The organism is Streptococcus sp. 27098_8_103 (assembly GCF_041432345.1).
GTDB classification, from domain to species: domain Bacteria; phylum Bacillota; class Bacilli; order Lactobacillales; family Streptococcaceae; genus Streptococcus; species Streptococcus mitis_BV.
The window spans coordinates 47,434-65,975 of the sequence record NZ_JAPVZK010000002.1 but is presented as its reverse complement, the minus strand read 5'-3'; the positions used below and the strand labels follow the sequence as shown (position 1 = coordinate 65,975).

General features: G+C 41.0%; 28 protein-coding genes. All 28 read right to left on the bottom strand.

The genetic code is table 11. The features are described 5' to 3' along the window. Window positions 1-51: 51 nt before the first annotated feature. The 28 genes from secY to cls all read right to left on the bottom strand — a co-directional run bounded on the left by secY (window position 52) and on the right by cls (window position 18,406). On the bottom strand, window positions 52-1,362 hold the full coding sequence (secY, locus tag O3599_RS00845; RefSeq protein ID WP_061589619.1) for a preprotein translocase subunit SecY: 1,311 nt from the start codon (window positions 1,360-1,362) through the stop codon (window positions 52-54). A 12-nt stretch (window positions 1,363-1,374) separates the two neighbouring features. Then, window positions 1,375-1,815 (bottom strand): 50S ribosomal protein L15, encoded by a 441-nt coding sequence (gene rplO, locus O3599_RS00840; protein WP_000766088.1) that lies wholly within the window; start codon window positions 1,813-1,815, stop codon window positions 1,375-1,377. 144 nt (window positions 1,816-1,959) lie between these two features. After that, on the bottom strand, window positions 1,960-2,142 hold the full coding sequence (rpmD, locus tag O3599_RS00835; protein ID WP_000057241.1) for a 50S ribosomal protein L30: 183 nt from the start codon (window positions 2,140-2,142) through the stop codon (window positions 1,960-1,962). Window positions 2,143-2,155: 13 nt separating this feature from the next. After that, entirely contained in the window at window positions 2,156-2,650 is a 495-nt protein-coding gene (gene rpsE, locus O3599_RS00830) for a 30S ribosomal protein S5 (protein ID WP_000874202.1), read from the bottom strand. A gap of 17 nt (window positions 2,651-2,667) precedes the next feature. Then, a complete protein-coding gene (rplR, locus tag O3599_RS00825) occupies window positions 2,668-3,024 on the bottom strand; it encodes a 50S ribosomal protein L18 (RefSeq protein ID WP_000624044.1) in 357 nt (118 codons plus the stop codon). Between the two features lie 83 nt (window positions 3,025-3,107). After that, window positions 3,108-3,644, bottom strand: coding sequence for a 50S ribosomal protein L6 (gene rplF / locus O3599_RS00820; RefSeq protein WP_000086626.1), 537 nt, complete (start codon window positions 3,642-3,644; stop codon window positions 3,108-3,110). 187 nt (window positions 3,645-3,831) lie between these two features. After that, window positions 3,832-4,230, bottom strand: a complete 399-nt coding sequence (rpsH, locus tag O3599_RS00815; RefSeq protein WP_000245504.1) for a 30S ribosomal protein S8 — start codon at window positions 4,228-4,230, stop codon at window positions 3,832-3,834. Window positions 4,231-4,514: 284 nt separating this feature from the next. After that, window positions 4,515-4,700 (bottom strand): type Z 30S ribosomal protein S14, encoded by a 186-nt coding sequence (locus tag O3599_RS00810; RefSeq protein WP_001085697.1) that lies wholly within the window; start codon window positions 4,698-4,700, stop codon window positions 4,515-4,517. Between the two features lie 17 nt (window positions 4,701-4,717). Further along, the gene (gene rplE, locus O3599_RS00805) at window positions 4,718-5,260 is read right to left on the bottom strand and encodes a 50S ribosomal protein L5 (RefSeq protein ID WP_000013542.1); all 543 of its coding nucleotides are present in this window, start codon (window positions 5,258-5,260) and stop codon (window positions 4,718-4,720) included. Window positions 5,261-5,283: 23 nt separating this feature from the next. Then, window positions 5,284-5,589, bottom strand: coding sequence for a 50S ribosomal protein L24 (rplX, locus tag O3599_RS00800; protein ID WP_000497691.1), 306 nt, complete (start codon window positions 5,587-5,589; stop codon window positions 5,284-5,286). Between the two features lie 78 nt (window positions 5,590-5,667). Continuing rightward, the gene (gene rplN, locus O3599_RS00795) at window positions 5,668-6,036 is read right to left on the bottom strand and encodes a 50S ribosomal protein L14 (RefSeq protein ID WP_000616545.1); all 369 of its coding nucleotides are present in this window, start codon (window positions 6,034-6,036) and stop codon (window positions 5,668-5,670) included. Between the two features lie 25 nt (window positions 6,037-6,061). Further along, window positions 6,062-6,322 (bottom strand): 30S ribosomal protein S17, encoded by a 261-nt coding sequence (gene rpsQ / locus O3599_RS00790; RefSeq protein ID WP_000440801.1) that lies wholly within the window; start codon window positions 6,320-6,322, stop codon window positions 6,062-6,064. Between the two features lie 24 nt (window positions 6,323-6,346). Further along, window positions 6,347-6,553, bottom strand: a complete 207-nt coding sequence (gene rpmC, locus O3599_RS00785) for a 50S ribosomal protein L29 (RefSeq protein WP_000772918.1) — start codon at window positions 6,551-6,553, stop codon at window positions 6,347-6,349. Window positions 6,554-6,562: 9 nt separating this feature from the next. Further along, a complete protein-coding gene (rplP, locus tag O3599_RS00780) occupies window positions 6,563-6,976 on the bottom strand; it encodes a 50S ribosomal protein L16 (protein ID WP_000960946.1) in 414 nt (137 codons plus the stop codon). Between the two features lie 3 nt (window positions 6,977-6,979). Further along, window positions 6,980-7,633 (bottom strand): 30S ribosomal protein S3, encoded by a 654-nt coding sequence (gene rpsC / locus O3599_RS00775; protein ID WP_000529936.1) that lies wholly within the window; start codon window positions 7,631-7,633, stop codon window positions 6,980-6,982. 12 nt (window positions 7,634-7,645) lie between these two features. After that, window positions 7,646-7,990 carry a 50S ribosomal protein L22 gene (gene rplV / locus O3599_RS00770; protein WP_000818137.1) on the bottom strand — a complete coding sequence of 115 codons (345 nt, stop codon included), beginning with the start codon at window positions 7,988-7,990 and terminating at the stop codon, window positions 7,646-7,648. Window positions 7,991-8,001: 11 nt separating this feature from the next. Further along, window positions 8,002-8,283 carry a 30S ribosomal protein S19 gene (rpsS, locus tag O3599_RS00765; protein ID WP_000533766.1) on the bottom strand — a complete coding sequence of 94 codons (282 nt, stop codon included), beginning with the start codon at window positions 8,281-8,283 and terminating at the stop codon, window positions 8,002-8,004. 103 nt (window positions 8,284-8,386) lie between these two features. Further along, on the bottom strand, window positions 8,387-9,220 hold the full coding sequence (gene rplB / locus O3599_RS00760) for a 50S ribosomal protein L2 (protein WP_000512911.1): 834 nt from the start codon (window positions 9,218-9,220) through the stop codon (window positions 8,387-8,389). 17 nt (window positions 9,221-9,237) lie between these two features. Beyond that, window positions 9,238-9,534 carry a 50S ribosomal protein L23 gene (locus O3599_RS00755; RefSeq protein WP_001055347.1) on the bottom strand — a complete coding sequence of 99 codons (297 nt, stop codon included), beginning with the start codon at window positions 9,532-9,534 and terminating at the stop codon, window positions 9,238-9,240. Beyond that, on the bottom strand, window positions 9,534-10,157 hold the full coding sequence (rplD, locus tag O3599_RS00750; RefSeq protein ID WP_000024549.1) for a 50S ribosomal protein L4: 624 nt from the start codon (window positions 10,155-10,157) through the stop codon (window positions 9,534-9,536). Before rplD ends, O3599_RS00755 begins: the two co-directional genes overlap by 1 nt. Window positions 10,158-10,181: 24 nt before the next feature. Beyond that, the gene (gene rplC / locus O3599_RS00745) at window positions 10,182-10,808 is read right to left on the bottom strand and encodes a 50S ribosomal protein L3 (RefSeq protein ID WP_000160197.1); all 627 of its coding nucleotides are present in this window, start codon (window positions 10,806-10,808) and stop codon (window positions 10,182-10,184) included. 82 nt (window positions 10,809-10,890) lie between these two features. Beyond that, on the bottom strand, window positions 10,891-11,199 hold the full coding sequence (gene rpsJ / locus O3599_RS00740; protein ID WP_001284513.1) for a 30S ribosomal protein S10: 309 nt from the start codon (window positions 11,197-11,199) through the stop codon (window positions 10,891-10,893). A 254-nt stretch (window positions 11,200-11,453) separates the two neighbouring features. Then, window positions 11,454-12,044 carry an anaerobic ribonucleoside-triphosphate reductase activating protein gene (gene nrdG, locus O3599_RS00735; RefSeq protein WP_247939465.1) on the bottom strand — a complete coding sequence of 197 codons (591 nt, stop codon included), beginning with the start codon at window positions 12,042-12,044 and terminating at the stop codon, window positions 11,454-11,456. Next, window positions 12,037-12,543 carry a GNAT family N-acetyltransferase gene (locus O3599_RS00730; RefSeq protein ID WP_033685582.1) on the bottom strand — a complete coding sequence of 169 codons (507 nt, stop codon included), beginning with the start codon at window positions 12,541-12,543 and terminating at the stop codon, window positions 12,037-12,039. The genes nrdG and O3599_RS00730 overlap by 8 nt, the downstream gene beginning before the upstream one ends. A gap of 43 nt (window positions 12,544-12,586) precedes the next feature. Then, on the bottom strand, window positions 12,587-12,727 hold the full coding sequence (locus tag O3599_RS00725) for a hypothetical protein (protein ID WP_000521618.1): 141 nt from the start codon (window positions 12,725-12,727) through the stop codon (window positions 12,587-12,589). A gap of 11 nt (window positions 12,728-12,738) precedes the next feature. After that, window positions 12,739-14,946: an anaerobic ribonucleoside-triphosphate reductase gene (nrdD, locus tag O3599_RS00720; RefSeq protein ID WP_049499511.1), complete on the bottom strand. Its 2,208-nt coding sequence runs from the start codon at window positions 14,944-14,946 to the stop codon at window positions 12,739-12,741. A 119-nt stretch (window positions 14,947-15,065) separates the two neighbouring features. Next, window positions 15,066-16,619 carry a damage-inducible protein CinA gene (locus O3599_RS00715; protein WP_084947796.1) on the bottom strand — a complete coding sequence of 518 codons (1,554 nt, stop codon included), beginning with the start codon at window positions 16,617-16,619 and terminating at the stop codon, window positions 15,066-15,068. A 254-nt stretch (window positions 16,620-16,873) separates the two neighbouring features. After that, window positions 16,874-18,406: a cardiolipin synthase gene (cls, locus tag O3599_RS00710; RefSeq protein ID WP_084947792.1), complete on the bottom strand. Its 1,533-nt coding sequence runs from the start codon at window positions 18,404-18,406 to the stop codon at window positions 16,874-16,876. Window positions 18,407-18,542: the final 136 nt, after the last annotated feature.

The window sequence follows — 18,542 nt, the reverse complement described above, 5'->3', positions numbered from 1 at the left end:
TCAGAGTTTAAACCTCCACTCCCTCAGCATTTACTGATTCAGTAAATGCTTTTATTCTGTTCTGTCCATGAAACCAACATACTTACGTTTCAATAGGTAACCTTCCAATTGTTTGATTCCTTCAATACCTGTAGAGATAATGATCAAAAGACTAGTTCCTCCAAAAGCAACTGCTTCTGAAAGCCCGAAAATATCTTTTGCTACGATCGGTAAAATAGAAATCACACCAAGGAAGAGAGAACCAACAGTTGCAAGACGACGAAGAAGTTTAGACATATATTCCTCTGTACCTTTACCAGGACGAACTCCGTGGATATAGGCACCGCTCTTTTGTAGGTTTTCTGCCGCTTTTTCAGGATTAATCTGTACAAACGTATAGAAGAATGTAAAGAGAATAATCAACAAAGCATACATGGCAATACCAGTTGGTGAAGTTGTTGCCAGCATTTCTTGTGCTGTTCTTACCCAAGCCCAATCATGACCTGTAGCGCTCAAAAACTGAAGAATAGCCGCAGGCGCTGCAGTAATCGAACTTGCAAAGATAACAGGGATAACTCCAGCAGGGTTTACCTTCAAAGGAAGGTAAGAGCTAGAAGGAGCACCTTGTGCAACCTTAGTATATTGGATTGGAATTTTGTATTCTGCTTGTTGAACATAAGTTGTAAAATAAATGATCAACAATACAGTAATAATCAAAATGATTACGAAAATGATAGATGAGTTGATACGGCTACTTGGGACGTTCACAAAGTAGTCCACATATATGCCCTGAATCATCTCAGGAATTGATGCAACAATCCCGGCAAAGATAATCATAGAAACACCATTTCCGTATCCCTTATCTGTAATTTGCTCTCCCAACCAAGTCACAATCATGCTACCAGCTGTTAAGATGATACCAATCATGATAAAGACTTGTGGAGTAAGAGCTGTTTTCAACAATTGAGCTCCAGCCAAAGTATTAAAACCAGCTGTAATCCCGATAGATTGCACAAAGGCTAGAACAAGAGCAATATAACGAGTAGCTTGATTTAATTTTCTTCGACCTACTTCCCCTTGTTTACCCCACTCTACAAATTTGGGTAAAATATCCATTTGCAAGAGTTGGACAACGATAGAGGCCGTAATGTAGGGACTAACACCAAGAGCAAAAACTGAGAAGTTTTTCATGGCATTCCCTGAGACCAAGCTCAACATGTTTAAGAAGGATAATCCACTTAAAGCATTCAAGCTATTGGCATTCACACCAGGAACTGTAATGCTAGTTCCGATACGAAAGACCAAAACGATAAAAATTGTAAATAAAATTTTTGATCGAACCTGCTTGACTTTAAGAGCTTCTCTTAATAATTTAAAAAACATAGGTCACCTCTCTTAGATGACTTCTACTGAACCACCTTTAGCAGTGATAGCTTCTTCAGCTGATTTAGAGAATTTAGCTGCTTTCACAGTCAATTTCTTAGTCAACTCACCGTTACCAAGAACTTTAATACCTGATTTTTCAGCTTTAACAATTCCTGCTTCGATAAGAACAACTGGAGTAACTTCAGCACCATCTTCAAAGACGTTCAATTGGTCAAGGTTCACAATTGCGTATTCTTTAGCGTTGATGTTAGTGAATCCACGTTTTGGAAGACGACGGAACAATGGAGTTTGTCCACCTTCAAAACCAAGGCGAACTCCGCCACCGCTACGAGCTTTTTGACCTTTTTGACCACGACCAGATGTTTTACCGTTACCTGATGAAGTACCACGACCAACGCGGTTACGTACTTTACGAGAACCTTCTGCAGGTTTCAATTCATGAAGTTTCATTTTTATTTTCTCCTCTTTTGTAAAATGCTAGCGCCGATAAGGGAGAAAAGGTTGTCCCCCCAATCAACTCGCCTATACGACGTCATCATAGATGACTATATCTAGTTTTAGGGGATGGTATAGTGCACATCCCCTAAAAATTCATTAGTTTACTTCTTCAACTGTTACCAAGTGAGATACTGCAGTGATCATACCACGGATAGCAGCGTTATCTTCTTTAATAACAGAGCTGTTCAATTTGCCAAGTCCAAGTGCTACAACAGTTTTACGTTGTGATGGAATGCGTCCGATTGGAGACTTAGTCAAAGTAATTTTAATTTGAGCCATTTTATCCCCTTTCTTATGCCAAATCAGAAACTGAAATACCACGAAGGGCAGCAACTTCTTCAGCGCGTTTCAATTGTTTCAAACCTTCAACAGTTGCACGAACAATGTTGATTGGAGTGTTAGAACCAAGTGATTTAGATGTAATATCTGCCACACCTGCCAATTCCACAACGGCACGAACTGCACCACCAGCGGCAACTCCAGAACCTTCTACAGCAGGTTTCAACAATACTTTAGCTCCACCGAATTCTGAAAGAACTTCGTGTGGGATTGTTGTTCCAACCATAGGAACTTCGATCAAGTTTTTCTTAGCATCATCTACTGCTTTACGGATTGCTTCTGGAACTTCTTGAGCTTTACCAGTACCAAATCCTACGCGACCGTTGTGGTCACCAACAACAACAAGAGCTGCGAAACGAAGACGACGTCCACCTTTAACAACTTTTGTAACACGGTTGACAGCAACTACGCGTTCTTCTAATTCAACTGCATTGTCTTTAAATGCCATTTTCTAGTGTCCTCCTATTAGAATTTCAATCCGTTTTCACGAGCTGCATCAGCCAAAGCTTTCACACGTCCGTGATATAGATATCCACCGCGGTCGAACACCACTTCTGAAATACCTTTAGCGTTTGCACGTTCTGCAACGAGTTTACCGACAGCAACGGCTTGTTCAGTTTTAGTTCCTTTTGAAACTTCTTTGTCAAGAGTTGAAGCACTTGCGAGCGTTACACCCGCTACGTCATCAATCACTTGAGCGTAGATGCCTGTATTAGAACGGAATACGTTCAAACGTGGGCGATCAGCAGTTCCAGAGAGTTTTCCGCGAACGCGACGGTGGCGTTTTTGGCGGAGTTTGTTTTTATCTGGTTTTGAAATCACAGTTTTCACCTCTTTAGTTTTAAATCGTGTGCTATGCACAAAGTTGGAAAATAGGTTGGTGGTTGAGACTCAACCACTCAACATTATTTACCTGTTTTACCTTCTTTACGGCGAACGAATTCACCAACGTAACGGATACCTTTACCTTTATATGGTTCTGGTGAACGAAGGCTACGTACGTAAGCAGCTGTTTGACCAACTACTTCTTTTGAAATTCCGCTAACAACGATTGTTGTTGGGTTTGGAAGTTCAAAAGTAATTCCTTCTGGAGCTTCAACTTCGTCTGGATGAGATTTACCAACAGCCAAAACAAGTTTAGATCCTTGAAGTTGTGCACGGTAACCAACCCCGCGCATTTCAAGTTCTTTCTTGAATCCTTCTGATACACCAACAACCATGTTGTTCAAAAGGGCACGAGTAGTTCCGTGAATAGTTTTCATTTCTTTTGAATCGTTTGGACGGTGAAGAGTTACTTCAGTACCTTCCACACGGATTTCAATATCTTTTGAGAACTCACGAGTAAGTTCTCCTTTAGGTCCTTTTACAGTTACAACGTTGTCATTGTTAGTGATTTCAACACCAGCAGGCAACACGATAACTTTATTACCAATACGTGACATGTTTATTTTCTCCTGTTAAATTGTCAGGCCAGAATGGCCAGTTTTCACGGGGTTAAATCGATTCCTCGATCTAAAGGAACATTTAGGTTTCAATTTCAAAGTGAATCTAGGCATCGTCTCGCAGGCATAACTTTGGGTTAGGCAAGAGACGATAACGAAGAGTCACAAAGAAATTGGGAGCTAAATATTACCAAACGTAAGCGATAACTTCTCCACCAACATTCTTTTGGCGTGCTTCTTTATCAGTAAGCAAACCTTCAGAAGTTGAAAGGATAGCAATTCCAAGTCCGTTAAGAACTTTTGGAAGGTCTTCACGTTTTTTGTAGACACGAAGTCCTGGTTTAGAAACACGTTTCAAGTTAGTGATAACTTTTTCACCATTTGGTCCGTATTTAAGGAATACACGGATGATGCCTTGTTTGTCATCTTCGATGATTTCAACGTTTTTTACAAAACCTTCGCGTTTAAGGATTTCAGCAATCCCTTTTTTGATGTTTGATGCAGGTACTTCAAGTACTTCGTGTTTAGCTTGGTTAGCATTACGAATACGAGTTAGGAAGTCTGCGATTGGGTCAGTCATAACCATTTTGTTTTTCTCCTCTTACTAGTAGTTTGCAAGTTGCACTTGCTAGTTAATACATGATACAAAGAGCGTAACAGCAAGAGCAAAAATAGGCAATTTGATGCAGGAGCGATGCTCCAAAGAAAATTGGTCTTTTTTGCCAAAGCTGTAGCTCGTGTTCAAATTGGCAAGCCCAACTGAACCCGGGCTAAACTCTGTGTGAAAAAGATAAACTTTCCTAGAAACTTCAGTTTCTTCGTCAAGTTTCCTATTTTCACTTAGAGTTTTGACGCTCTTGATATCTTAAATTACCAAGATGCTTTGGTAACGCCTGGGATTTGTCCTTTGTAAGCTAATTCACGGAAGCAAACACGGCAAAGTTTAAATTTGCGGTAAACTGAATGTGGACGACCACATTTTTCACAACGAGTATAAGCTTGAGTAGAGAACTTCGCTGGACGTTTGTTCTTAGCAATCATTGATTTTTTAGCCATTAGATTTACCTCCTATATTATTTTGCAAAAGGCATTCCAAGGCCTGTAAGCAATGCACGTGACTCTTCGTCAGTGTTAGCAGTTGTTACGATAACGATGTCAAGACCACGAGTTTTGTCAACGTCATCGAAGTTGATTTCTGGGAAAATCAATTGTTCTTTCACACCAAGTGTGTAGTTTCCGCGTCCATCAAATGATTTTGTTGGAACACCGTGGAAGTCACGTACACGTGGAAGTGAAACTGAAACCAATTTATCCAAGAATTCGTACATACGTTCACCACGAAGGGTAACTTTTGCACCGATCGCAACACCTTCACGAAGACGGAAGCCGGCGATTGATTTTTTAGCTTTAGTGATAAGTGGTTTTTGACCTGAGATAAGTGCCAATTCTTCAGCAGCTTTTTCAAGGCTTTTAGCGTTTGATACAGCTTCACCAACACCCATGTTCAAAACGATCTTATCTACTTTAGGCACAGCCATCACTGATGAGTAGTTGAATTGTTCTGTCAAAGCAGGAACTACTTCATTAAGATATTTTTCTTTTAAACGATTTGCCATTATACTTCTCCTTTCCTTCGTGATTAATCAAGCACTTCGCCTGATTTTTTGTTGTAGCGAACTTTTTTACCGTCTACAAATTTGTAACCAACACGACCAGCTACACCATTTTTGTCCAAAACTTGAACGTTTGATACGTGGATAGCTGCTTCTTTCTCGATGATACCACCTTGAGGAAGTTCGTTAGTTGGACGTTGGTGTTTCTTAACGATGTTAACACCTTCAACGATAACTTTGTTTACTTTTGGAAGGGCAGTAAGGACAACAGCTTCTGTTCCCTTATCTTTACCAGCGATTACGCGAACTTTGTCGCCTTTTTTTACAAACATTAGGTTTCTCCTTGATTTTTCTTACGCCCATAAGGGCACCCTGGAGGTAAATCCAGGGGACTAGTTTGTTTCTAAAAATTAAAGTACTTCTGGAGCAAGTGACACGATCTTCATGAAACCACCTTCACGCAATTCACGTGCAACTGGGCCAAAGATACGTGTTCCGCGAGGAGTTTTGTCTTCACGGATGATAACTGCTGCGTTTTCGTCAAATTTGATGTATGAACCATCAGCACGACGAGCACCTGATTTAGTACGAACGATAACTGCTTTAACAACGTCACCTTTTTTAACCGCACCACCAGGAGTAGCTTGTTTTACAGATGCCACGATAACATCACCGATGTTTGCAAATTTACGTCCTGAACCACCAAGAACTTTGATAGTCAAGATTTCGCGAGCACCGCTGTTGTCTGCGACTTTCAAACGAGTTTCTGTTTGAATCATTTCAGTTTTCTCCTTTCAGGTTTGATTAGATGATGACCGCTTCTTCAACAACTTCTACAAGACGGAAACGTTTTGTAGCTGAAAGCGGGCGAGTTTCCATGATACGTACGATATCGCCTTCTTTGGCAACATTGTTTTCATCATGAGCTTTGTATTTTTTAGAGTAGTTAATACGTTTACCATAGACTGGGTGGTTACGTTTTGTTTCAACTACAACTGTGATTGTCTTGTCCATTTTGTCAGATACAACACGTCCAACAAGAACTTTACGATTATTGCGTTCCATTGAAATTTCTCCTTCCCTAGTCTATTATTTCGCTTCAGATTGAACTGTTTTGATACGAGCGATTTGTTTTTTAACTTCTTTCAAGCGAGCTGTTTGTTCCAATTGACCAGTAGCAGCTTGGAAACGAAGTTCAAACAATTCTTTTTTCAATTCGTTTTCGCGCTTCGCGAGTTCTTCTTGAGAAAGACCACGAAGTTCTTTAACAAATTCTTTTACTTCATTAAGTTTCATGCCTTCTCCTTATTCTGCTTCACGTTTTACGAATTTACATTTAACTGGCAATTTGTGGCTAGCAAGACGAAGCGCTTCGCGAGCGATCTCTTCAGATACACCAGCGATTTCGAACATCACTTTACCACGTTTAACTGGTGCTACCCAACCTTCAGGTGCCCCTTTACCAGATCCCATACGCACACCGATAGCTTTAGCAGTGTATGATTTGTGTGGGAAGATTTTAATCCAAACTTTACCACCACGTTTCATGTAACGAGTCATGGCGATACGAGCAGCTTCGATTTGGCGGTTAGTGATCCAGTGGCTAGTTGTAGCTTGAAGACCGTATTCACCGAATGCTACTTCTTTTCCACCTTTTGCTTCACCGCGCATTTTTCCACGGAATTCACGACGGTGTTTAACACGTTTAGGTACTAACATTGGTTATTTACCTCCTTTAGTGTTTTTGCGAGCTGGAAGAACTTCACCACGATAGATCCATACTTTAACACCAAGTTTACCGTATGTAGTATCTGCTTCTTCCCAAGCATAATCGATATCTGCACGAAGTGTGTGAAGTGGAACAGTTCCTTCAGAGTATCCTTCAGCACGGGCGATATCTGCACCGTTCAAGCGACCTGATACTTGAGTTTTGATTCCTTTAGCTCCAGCACGCATTGCACGTTGGATTGCTTGTTTTTGTGCACGACGGAAAGCAACACGTTGCTCCAATTGACGAGCAATACCTTCACCTACAAGGTGAGCATCCAAATCAGGTTGTTTGATTTCGATGATGTTGATGTGTACTTGTTTTCCAGTCAATTTGTTAAGTTTTGCACGGAGTGCATCAACGTTAGCACCACCTTTACCGATAACCATGCCTGGCTTAGCAGTGTGAAGTGAAACGTTAACTTTGTTTACTGCGCGTTCGATTTCGATAGTTGAAACTGCTGCGTCAGCAAGTTCTTTTTGAACGAATTTACGGATTGCAAGATCTTCATGAAGGTAATCCGCGTATTCTTTTTCAGCATACCATTTGGCATCCCAATCACGGATGATGCCGACACGCATACCAATTGGATGTACTTTTTGACCCACGATTTTACCTCCTTATTTTTCTGCAACAGCTACAGTGATGTGAGCTGTACGTTTGTTGATTGGTGAAGCTGAACCTTTCGCACGTGGACGGAAACGTTTCATAGTTGGTCCTTCGTTTGCGAATGCTTCAGATACTACCAAGTTAGCTTTATCCAAACCAAAGTTGTTTTCAGCGTTAGCTACAGCTGAGTTCAAAACTTTCAAGATGATTTCAGCAGCTTTGTTTGGAGTGAATGTCAAGATTGCGATTGCATCGGCTACGCTTTTACCACGGATGTTATCAAGAACAAGACGTGATTTACGAGGTGAAACACGTACTGTACGAGCCATTGCTTTAGCTGAAGTAATTTCTGCCATTTATGTTCTCCTTATTTTCTACGTGTTTTCTTGTCGTCTGCAGCGTGACCTTTGTAAGTACGAGTTGGTGCAAATTCACCAAGTTTGTGACCTACCATGTCTTCTTGGATGTAAACAGGTACGTGTTTACGTCCGTCATAAACTGCGATAGTGTAACCAATGAAACTTGGGAAGATCGTTGAACGACGTGACCAAGTTTTAATAACTTTTTTCTTTTCGTCGTTAGCTTGAGCTTCAACTTTTTTCATCAAATGCTCATCGACGAAAGGTCCTTTTTTAAGACTGCGTCCCATTTTTATATTTTCTCCTTTAAATGTTGTACCACAGCGGCTTGCGCTCTTATGGAGCGCTACCGAGCTGGCGGATTTACTAGTTGCTTAAGCGACTAGTTTAATATTATTTCTCGTTGCGACGACGAACGATAAGTTTGTCAGATTTCGCTTTCTTGTTACGAGTTTTAAGACCAAGAGCAGGTTTGCCCCATGGAGTAGATGGTGCTTTACGACCAACTGGTGCTTTACCTTCACCACCACCGTGTGGGTGATCGTTAGGGTTCATTACAGAACCACGAACTGTTGGGCGGATACCTTTCCAACGGCTACGTCCTGCTTTACCAAGGTTTACAAGTCCATGTTGTTCGTTTCCGACAACACCAACTGTAGCACGGCAAGTTCCAAGAATCATACGAACTTCACCTGATTGAAGACGAACAAGAACGTATTTACCTTCAGACCCCAATACTTGAGCAGATGCACCAGCAGCACGTACCAATTCACCACCACGACCAGGTTTCAACTCGATGTTGTGGATCAAAGTACCAACTGGGATGTTAGCAAGTGGAAGAGCGTTTCCGACTTTGATATCTGCTTCTGGACCTGAAACGATACGTTGACCTACTTCAAGACCTTTTGGAGCGATGATGTATGCTTTCACACCGTCAGTGTAGTGTACAAGAGCGATGTTTGCAGAACGGTTTGGATCGTACTCGATTGTTTTAACAACTGCTTCAACATTGTCTTTGTTACGTTTGAAGTCAACCAAACGGTAGAAACGTTTGTGTCCACCACCTTGGTGACGAACTGTGATACGACCGTTGTTGTTACGACCAGCCTTGCTCTTCAATGCAACAAGCAATGATTTTTCAGGAGTGCTTGTTGTGATTTCAGCGAAATCCAAAGAAGTCATATTACGGCGACCGTTTGTTGTTGGTTTATAAACACGAATTCCCACGATATTTCCTCCTTAGATTATTCAGCTTCAGCAGCAAACAACTCGATTGCTTTAGAATCAGCTGTAAGTGTGATGATAGCTTTTTTAGTTTTGTTAGTAAAACCAGTGTAACGTCCAACACGTTTAGCTTTTGGTTTTACGTTGATTGTGTTAACATTAGCAACTTTAACACCTTCGAAAGCAGCTTCAACAGCTTGCTTGATCAAAAGTTTGTGTGCACGAGTGTCAACTTCAAATACATATTTTCCTGCTTCAAGTTGAGCCATTGAGCTTTCAGTGATTACAGGTTTTTTGATAACATCATACAAATTCATTATGCAAGAACCTCCTCGATTTTAGAGATAGCTGCTTGAGTAACAAGAAGTTTGTCACTATTTGCGATGTCAAGAACACTTGCAGTTGTAGCAGTCGCAACTTTCACGTTTGGAAGGTTACGAGCTGAGAGAGCTGCGAATTCGTTTCCTTCTTCAAGAATAACAAGGACTTTAGAATCGATGCTCAAAGCTGCAAGAACTTTTGCAAATTCAGCAGTTTTTGGAGCTGTAAATTCAAGAGAATCAACGGCTACAAATTTATTTTCAGCAACTTTTTCTGAGTAAACAGATTTAAGCGCAAGGCGACGAACTTTTTGAGGAAGTTTGTACGCATAGCTACGTGGAGTTGGTCCGAAGACGATTCCACCACCACGCCATTGTGGAGAGCGGATAGAACCTTGACGAGCACGTCCAGTTCCTTTTTGACGCCATGGTTTGCGTCCGCCACCTGAAACAGCTGAGCGGTTTTTAACTGCGTGAGTTCCTTGACGAAGGCTAGCACGTTGGCTGATGATCACATCAAACACAACAGATTGGTTTGGTTCGATACCAAAGATTGCATCGTTAAGAACAACTTCGCCAGCTTGTTTACCAGTTTGGTCGAATAATGTTACATTTGCCATTTTGACTGTATTCCCCTTTCCTTATTATTTACCAGCTTTAACTGCTGACTTGATAGTGATAAGAGATTTCTTAGCACCTGGTACGTTACCTTTGATAAGGATAACGTTCTTTTCTGGAACAACTTGTACAACTTCAAGGTTTTGAATTGTTACGCGGTCACCACCCATACGTCCTGCAAGGTTTTTACCTTTGAATACGCGGTTAGGTGCAACAGGTCCCATAGAACCTGGACGACGGTGGTAACGAGAACCGTGAGCCATTGGTCCACGTGATTGTCCGTGGCGCTTGATAACACCTTGGAAACCTTTACCTTTAGAAGTACCAGTTACGTCAACAACGTCTCCAGCTGCGAATGTTTCAACTGTGATTTCAGCACCAACTTCCAAGCCTTCAACGTTTTTGAATTCACGAATGAAGCGCTTAGGAGCCGTGTTAGCTTTCGCTACATGTCCTTTAGCAGGTTTGTTGCTCAATACTTCGCGTTTGTCATCGAAACCAACTTGGATAGCGTTGTATCCGTCTGTTTCAACAGTTTTAACTTGAAGAACAACGTTTGGAGTTGCTTCAATAACTGTTACAGGGATCAATTCGCCAGCTTCAGTGAAGATTTGAGTCATTCCCACTTTTTTCCCTAAGATTCCTTTTGTCATGAGAAAATAGTTCCTTTTCTATATTTTTTATTCAAAAAGTTTTTAACGAGCGTTTTTTATGCTCAAGGTATCAAGCTTTAGATTAAAGTTTGATTTCTACGTTTACACCACTTGGAAGATCCAATTTCATCAACGCATCAACTGTTTTTTGAGTTGGGTTAACGATATCAATCAAACGTTTGTGTGTACGCATTTCAAATTGTTCGCGAGAGTCTTTGTATTTGTGAGTCGCACGAATGATTGTGTAGAGGCTACGTTCAGTTGGAAGTGGGATTGGACCCGCAACTTGTGCACCTGTACGAGTAGCTGATTCTACGATTTTTGCAGCCGCTGTGTCAAGCGTACGGTGTTCGTAAGCTTTCAAACGGATACGGATTTTTTTGTTTGCCATCTTTTTCTCCTTTTCGTCTATTTAAGATAATAGGCTAGCTCCACAAGAAAACCGACGCGGTGTTGCGTGGCAATGCAACCGAGCGTGTCGCAACCTCTTGCATCAAAGCTAAGGCTGTAATTTACAGCACCATAATAGAATAACACAAAGCCCCTGCGATTGCAAGGGATTTGTTGCTGTTTTTTTGTTTTTTTACAATGAAACTGTTTTCTTTTTTTATAGGTCATTTATTTAACTATTTTTATAGAAGAAAGTTAATCTCTCTTCACCTGTTCATAGCTTTCTTTTCCATCATTGAGCTTGTCCCAAATCACTACTTGCCCACTTTTGAAAGATTTTTGCACATCGATAATTCGTTGGTTGGACGAACCTCGAAACTGGAGCATGAGATTTCTCTTAGTTCGATCGTATCGTCCGTCGACAAGAATGTCAATCAATGATAAGAGTTCCAGTTTATCTGGAGTTTCCAACATCATTTCTTCCCAAGTATATCCCGTCCAGGACCAGATGTCTTTATCTGGCAATTCCTTACGAATGCGTTTAACCAGAGGCAAGAGAATGCCCGTATTGAGGAATGGCTCCCCTCCCAGTAAGGTCAAGCCTTGAACATAGTGCTGGGCAAGATCTGCCATAATCTGTTCTTCTAACTCTGCTGTATAAGGAATGCCTGCATTGAAAGACCAAGTCGCAACATTATAGCACCCCTCGCAGTGAAACATGCAGCCTGATACATAGAGGGAGTTACGCACACCCTCTCCATCCACAAAGTTGAAGGCCTTGTAATCAATAATACGCCCTTGACTGAGATCCTCGCTTTTCCATTCTTGTGGTTTTGGATTATTCATTCGCTACCTCTATCCAATAACGCTCAACTCCATTACGAACATCTTCAAGGAGCCCACCATTTGCTAGAATGACTGCTCTGCTAGCAGGATTATTCACGCTACAGGTCACAAGAGTTCTCTTGATGTTCTTTTCCTTAGCAACTTGCAAGCCCTGACAGAGAGTCTCTTTAGCATAACCTTTGCCTCTTTCTGATGGACGAATGGAGTAGCCAATGTGGCCAGCATAATTCAATAATCCCTCATTCAGTCTCAATCGCAGATTCAAAAATCCTAGAGCACGACCTACATCATCAAATGATACAAATTGAATAGAAGGAACACGATTTTCAGGCAAGTTTATTCCCATCTCTTTTTGCATATTTGTTTCCAACCACTCTTCATACACAAAGTTCTCTGTATCCCAAAATCCTCCATCATGGCCTGATTGGCTCTTTTCAAACTCTTCCATCATCTCTAAAACTGTTTCTTTATCTGCTAAACTTGGTCTGCGTAATTCCATCCTTACCTCCCACTAAGAGAAAAGCGAGAGCTGACTCTCACTTTTATTTCTTCTTATTCTTATTTAAAAATTGTTCTCTGAGGTTGAGCAAGCGTTCTTTTTTACCAGCTCCACCTTTAGAGTGTTTCTCGTGATAACGGGTCACTTGTGCACGTCCCTTATCGTCTAATTGATATTTTCCCATTTCATTTCTTTCTAATTTGTTACTTGATGGCCAGCTATTTTAATCGTTGAACCATTCATATGTTTGACACGCGCTGCGATTTCCTTGTGACGCCCATTGACCATCGGTCTCGCTTGAGGATTGCCTAAATAGCCACAAGTCCGTTTAACAACGTCTACTGTTTTAGGGTCGCTATTTCCACAGTTTGGACAAGCAAATCCTCTCTCAGTTGGTTCAAAATCCCCTTCAAAGTCACACTTGTAGCAACGGTCGATTGGTGTATTGGTCCCTAGATAGCCGACACGGTCATAGGCATAGTCCCAGACAGCTTCCAAGGCCTTTGGATTTTGCTGAAGGACTGGATACTCACAATAATGGATGAAACCACCTGACGCACCTGCTTCCGGATAGACTTTCTCAAAGTCTAATTTTTCAAACGGTGTTGGATTTTTACGAACATCGTAGTGGAAAGAGTTGGTGTAGTATTCCTTATCTGTAATATCAGGAATAGAACCAAACTTCTCTGTATCCAGTCGGCAAAAACGGTCTGTCAAACTTTCGGACGGTGTTGAGTAGATAGAGAAATGGTAGCCATATTGATCTGACCACTCTTCCACCCGGCGTTTCATATCACGAATGATATCCAGCGTGAATTCCTTGGCTTCTGGATTGTGTTCCCAGCTATTTCCAAAGAAGACTGTCGCTACCTCGTACAAACCGATGTAACCCAGCGAAACGGTTGCACGACGATTCTTAAAGAGCTGGTCAACACTTTCTTCTTTACCTAGACGATGGCCAAAAGCACCGTACTGATAGAGGATAGGAGCATTGGCTGGTGTCGCTTCTTTAGTACGTTCGACACGGTAAACCAGAGCATCTTCTGCGATATTCATACGCTCATTGAAGATTTCCCAGAACTTGGTCATGTTACCCTCAGACTCGAGGGCAATGCGAGGAAGATTGACCGTCACAACACCTAGATTCATCCGACCTGAATTAACTTCTACACCATTCTCGTCTTTCCATCCTTGGAGGAACGAACGGCAGCCCATAGGAACCTTGAAAGAACCAGTCAACTCGATAATCTTATCATAGGACAAGACATCTGGATACATCCGCTTGGTTGCACACTCGAGGGCCAACTGTTTGATGTCGTAGTTGGGAGTCCCTTCTTCCAAGTTAAGGCCTCTTTTAAGCGTAAAGATAAGTTTAGGGAAGATAGCTGTGCGGTGTTCTGAACCAAGTCCCTTGATTCGGATGGTCAAGATAGCTTTTTGAATTTCTCGTTCAAAACGACTTGTCCCTAGACCAAAACCTAGTGAAGTAAAGGGGGTTTGTCCATTTGAAGTGAAGAGAGTATTAATTTCATACTCGAGAGATTGCATGGCATCATAGATGTCTTTTTGGGTTTTCTTCCAAGCGTAATCTTCCCGTTTGTCAGGTAAGACCCACTCTTCCGCATCCTTAAGGTGTTTTTGATAATTCTTCTCTGCATAAGGCGCCAAGACTTCATCGATACGGTCAGCTGAACAGCCCCCATACTGGCTAGAAGCAACGTTGGCAATGATTTGGGAAATCTGAGCTGTCGCAGTCTGGATAGACTTAGGACTCTCCACCTCCGCATTTCCAATCTTAAAACCATTCTCCAACATCCCCTTGAAATCAATCAAACAGCAGTTGGTCATAGGTGTATAGGGACTGTAGTCCAAATCGTGATAGTGGATATCCCCCTTTTGGTGGGCATTGGCTACATGCTTAGGAAGCATTTGCAGTCCGATTGATTTTCCAACGATGCCCGCTGTCAAATCACGCTGGGTATTAAAGACATCGCTGTCTTTATTAGCATTTTCATTGACAACGGCCTGGTCTTTGTTGAGAAGTTTATGGATGCTAAAGTTGATATCTGTCGCTTTTGAACGCTCAAAATCCCTTTGTGTCCGATAAGTAATATACTCCTCAGCTAGCGCATATTCTTTGGCTTCAAGGAGTTCATGTTCTACGATATTTTGAATTTCGTAAATCTTAACCCCCTGTGGAAAGCGACTATGAATTTCTGTGACAATTCGCTCGGTCAGAGCATTGAGGCGTTTTTCGACCAGGGGTGTCACATCCATAACCTTGTCAGCCGCCTTGTGGAGAGCCTTGTCAATCTTGTCCACATCAAATACAACACGTCTCCCATCTCGTTTTTCAACGAAGAGAGTTGGCAAAATTGTAATTTTTTCTTCTAGTGCAATCATATGCATGCTCTTTTCTAAAATGTTCTTTCTAAAAAGTATTATACCACTCTAAAAAGAAAAATCAATATCTTGTGTTAAAAATCCTAAAATTTTTAAAAATACACAAGATATTGATTTAGTTATTTAATTTTATAGACTTTAAACTCTGAGTAATCAGTCTTTACTGGTTGGTAATTTTCTTTTAAGAGTGTCTCCACTTCAGACCAGACTGCTACCTTATCGTTCACCACAATCACCTTAGGTTGGTTTTCTTTCAAGTCATTGAGTAAACTAGTTTTATTCTCTTCTGTACTCGTGTAAAGAAGAGGCGATGGGAACATGGATCCAGCCAAACGCTGGCTTTCTTTATACATTTGAACATGTGAATCCCAAATATAGATTTGGTCACCATCACTCGTCTCTTGTTTGACTCTATCTACCACTTGATGTTGTTCTCTATAAGAAGCTGGATGCAAGACAAAACGAGCTACAAAAGGAATTGCAATCAGATAAACCACCACTAGGATCGGTAAGTAGAGATTCCCTTTCATGAATTTTTTCCATAGAGTAGGAACTTCCTCTCTTCTCCGACGACGAGCTCCTCTAGCTGAATGTTTCCCACGAATACTGGTCATCAAAAGAAGGAGTAAAAATGGAATGATTAGAATCAAACGCGAACCGTGAAGAGATTCTTGAGAAAAAAGCAACAAAGCTAATACAAATAAGAAAGCAAAACTAGCTGGCACTGAAATAACATACAATCTTGATGCCTTTGATTGGAACAATCCTAGAAAAACAAGGAAGAGAGCTCCTAAACCAAAGGTCAACAAACCATAGAATACAACATTATCCATTAGTTGAGGATTCGTAAAGACCTGAAGGGAATCAATCGGATATAAAAGACTTCCCATAGCTCCTCCAAAACTACCTGAAGTAAGCACATAGTAGCCTACTGGATAAAAGATGAGAGAAAAGCCAAGTGCTGCTGCAAAAAACTGATAAACTCCATGAGCAAAGCGACCATGCCCAACATTAAAGACAAATAAACCAATCGTTACTACTACAGTAAAGAGAAGACTTGTAAGAGGCTCTATGAAAAATGATAGACCCAAAAAGATCCCCAGACGTAGAAATCCCTTGTCATGGTTAGGATTTGATAGATAAGCTGCTATGAACGAAAATCCTGCAAACAGGAATGGCAGAGCTAAGATCGTAGCATAGCCTCCTCCAAAACCGAGACCGGATACCAAAATATAAAATATGGTTAGGAGTTGCTTGGCTTGTTCCCTTTGTCCCGTCAGATAGTCAGTTGAAGAAAAGAGGAAGTAACCTCCTCCTAAGAGAGCTAGCCATTCTACCAAGGCAAAAAGAATGCCTCCTTGGGTAATATAAAGTGGCAAGTAATAAAGAAGACCGTGACTAGCATAATAGCTACTGTAGAGCTGTCCTCCCTGATGTAAAGCCCACCCTATATACAAATCCTGCGCCTGAGAGGGACTTACCATATCTAAAAGTAAAGGTAGCACCACAGAAAAAACCGTTGCAATCGTACTTCCAATGATGAGTCTGAAAAATGGAAAAGCTACCTGTTCTTCTTTTTCTACATGAGATTCAAGGTTCCTATCCAGTCTATTTTCAATTTCATTACTCTGTATCGTTTCGGATACTTCTTCGATTCTGCCATATACAGCCATGTCGTTTCTCCTATTCAATTTATCTGTCTTAGTATATCAAAAAGACCTAAAATTGTCAGCTTGCGATGGCTGTTTGAGTGATTTTTTGCATAGTTTCACAAAGGTTTCAATTTCCCGAAATCGGTGTAAATGCGTCTGTTTAAATGACATGATATAATCCAATTCTTTCTGAGTCAGCATCGTTCCTCCTATATCTTCTTATTCGTAAAAGGCAAGAAAAATAGGACTGGGTTGTATCCTAAGTCCTAGATTTCTTATAAGATTGGGGCAAATAACTGAGCAATTTCCTTAATCAATTTTTGATACCAGCTATTTTTTATCGTATGAGGGAAAATTTCTTGCGATACTGAAAAAATCTCCTGAAAATCTTTTTGAATCTCTGTGATTGATTTTGTTTTATATAGCAAGACTGCATTTTCATAGTGGTGAAGCAAACTTCTATAATCTAAGTTAATGGTTCCAACTGCAGCAAAGTCCTTATCCACTAAGATTTGTTTACTGTGGATAAAGCCTGGACTATACTCAAAAATCCTCACTCCTGCTGACAACAAATCCGGATAGGCCCCTCTTGTGATGAGTTGGATTAATTTTTTATCCGGAATGAAAGGAGTCACGATGCGGACATCAACACCTCTCATGGCTGCATTTTTAATACTCTCAGTTAAATCATAGTCAATGATCAAGTAAGGTGTCGTTATATAAATAGAATCGGTAGCCTGATTAATCAAACTTTGATAAACCTTTTTCCCTACCTGGGTACGGAAGATAGGCTTGGGTCCACTACCGTACGGAATACAGAGTCCTTGGCTAGAACAAGGCTGGTTTTCCAAGTGATACTGATCAAAATCGCTGATTTCCCCACGATTGATGTACCAAGTCATCAAAAAGAGACGGGTTAAAGCCTTGACACCAAGACCATCTAAGCGAATACCACTATCCTTCCAATAGCCAAAGCGTTCTACATGATTGATGTACTCATCGGCTAAGTTAATGCCTCCTGTATAGGCTACCTGACCATCTATGACAAGGATTTTACGATGGTCCCGATTGTTGTAAGCCACCGTCAAACGAGGAATCACCTTGTTAAATTTATGGGCTTCAATTCCTCGACTACGAAGCTGAATAGTATAGTCTCCAGGTAAAGTCGCCATACAGCCGATATCATCATAGAGCATCTTGACCTCTACACCCTGAGCGGCCTTTTGCTCTAGTATATCTAGTATGCTATTCCACATCAGACCTTCTTCGACAATATAGTACTCTAGAAAGATAAATTTCTCAGCTTTCTTGAGGTCTTCCAACATATGTTGCCACATGCTTTCACCCGAAGAAAAGAATTGTGAATCTGTTCGATCATAGACATCGGCATTGCTATCCATACTTAGCAAAGATTTGATAACTCCGTAAGCCGCCTTATCATCTTCCTTCAATTTCTGGCGGAGAGCTTTACTGTTATCCTCCCGAAAATGCATGGAACCAAGTTTGTCCAACTGCTTGATTTCTTTTTTGGACAATCGCCTTTCACCAAACATCAGATAGAGCAAGGGGCCGATGACAGGAACAAAAGTTACCACTAACCACATTACTTTACTTTCAGGCGCCATTGAACGATTGACAATTGCGACAATAGTCGCCATACTCATAAAAATTAAGACAATTACCCATAGAATAGGGGCCATACTCCCTAAATAGAGAAAGAAACCAAAAACAAGACAAAGTTCAAGTAGCATAATCGAAAGACTAAAGCCATACTTGGACATCAATAATTGAAATTTTCTATATTTCATATCCCCTCCTTGATATTTTGATACTCAATGAAAAGCAAAGAGCAAACTAGGAAGCTAGTCGCAGGTTGCTCAAAACACTGTTTTGAGGTTGCAGATGGAAGCTGACGTGGTTTGAAGAGATTTTCGAAGAGTATGA

Bases quoted from the DNA above. Each gene is read 5' to 3' on its own strand.
- nrdD (WP_049499511.1), bottom strand. From the start codon at position 14,946: ATGATTGCACTAGAAGAAAAAATTACAATTTTGCCAACTCTCTTCGTT.
- rpsQ (WP_000440801.1), bottom strand. From the start codon at position 6,322: ATGGAACGCAATAATCGTAAAGTTCTTGTTGGACGTGTTGTATCTGAC.
- secY (WP_061589619.1), bottom strand. From the start codon at position 1,362: ATGTTTTTTAAATTATTAAGAGAAGCTCTTAAAGTCAAGCAGGTTCGA.
- rplF (WP_000086626.1), bottom strand. From the start codon at position 3,644: ATGTCACGTATTGGTAATAAAGTTATCGTGTTGCCTGCTGGTGTTGAA.
- O3599_RS00715 (WP_084947796.1), bottom strand. From the start codon at position 16,619: ATGGCTGTATATGGCAGAATCGAAGAAGTATCCGAAACGATACAGAGT.
- rpsS (WP_000533766.1), bottom strand. From the start codon at position 8,283: ATGGGACGCAGTCTTAAAAAAGGACCTTTCGTCGATGAGCATTTGATG.
- rpsE (WP_000874202.1), bottom strand. From the start codon at position 2,650: ATGGCATTTAAAGACAATGCAGTTGAATTAGAAGAACGCGTAGTTGCT.
- rplC (WP_000160197.1), bottom strand. From the start codon at position 10,808: ATGACAAAAGGAATCTTAGGGAAAAAAGTGGGAATGACTCAAATCTTC.
- O3599_RS00810 (WP_001085697.1), bottom strand. From the start codon at position 4,700: ATGGCTAAAAAATCAATGATTGCTAAGAACAAACGTCCAGCGAAGTTC.
- rplV (WP_000818137.1), bottom strand. From the start codon at position 7,990: ATGGCAGAAATTACTTCAGCTAAAGCAATGGCTCGTACAGTACGTGTT.
- O3599_RS00755 (WP_001055347.1), bottom strand. From the start codon at position 9,534: ATGAATTTGTATGATGTTATCAAAAAACCTGTAATCACTGAAAGCTCA.
- rpmD (WP_000057241.1), bottom strand. From the start codon at position 2,142: ATGGCTCAAATTAAAATTACTTTGACTAAGTCTCCAATCGGACGCATT.
- O3599_RS00725 (WP_000521618.1), bottom strand. From the start codon at position 12,727: ATGGGAAAATATCAATTAGACGATAAGGGACGTGCACAAGTGACCCGT.
- rpmC (WP_000772918.1), bottom strand. From the start codon at position 6,553: ATGAAACTTAATGAAGTAAAAGAATTTGTTAAAGAACTTCGTGGTCTT.
- O3599_RS00730 (WP_033685582.1), bottom strand. From the start codon at position 12,543: ATGGAATTACGCAGACCAAGTTTAGCAGATAAAGAAACAGTTTTAGAG.
- rpsJ (WP_001284513.1), bottom strand. From the start codon at position 11,199: ATGGCAAACAAAAAAATCCGTATCCGTTTGAAAGCTTACGAACACCGT.
- rpsH (WP_000245504.1), bottom strand. From the start codon at position 4,230: ATGGTTATGACTGACCCAATCGCAGACTTCCTAACTCGTATTCGTAAT.
- rplE (WP_000013542.1), bottom strand. From the start codon at position 5,260: ATGGCAAATCGTTTAAAAGAAAAATATCTTAATGAAGTAGTTCCTGCT.
- rplD (WP_000024549.1), bottom strand. From the start codon at position 10,157: ATGGCAAATGTAACATTATTCGACCAAACTGGTAAACAAGCTGGCGAA.
- nrdG (WP_247939465.1), bottom strand. From the start codon at position 12,044: ATGAATAATCCAAAACCACAAGAATGGAAAAGCGAGGATCTCAGTCAA.
- cls (WP_084947792.1), bottom strand. From the start codon at position 18,406: ATGAAATATAGAAAATTTCAATTATTGATGTCCAAGTATGGCTTTAGT.
- rplP (WP_000960946.1), bottom strand. From the start codon at position 6,976: ATGTTAGTACCTAAACGTGTTAAACACCGTCGTGAATTCCGTGGAAAA.
- rplN (WP_000616545.1), bottom strand. From the start codon at position 6,036: ATGATTCAAACAGAAACTCGTTTGAAAGTCGCAGACAACAGCGGTGCT.
- rplO (WP_000766088.1), bottom strand. From the start codon at position 1,815: ATGAAACTTCATGAATTGAAACCTGCAGAAGGTTCTCGTAAAGTACGT.
- rplX (WP_000497691.1), bottom strand. From the start codon at position 5,589: ATGTTTGTAAAAAAAGGCGACAAAGTTCGCGTAATCGCTGGTAAAGAT.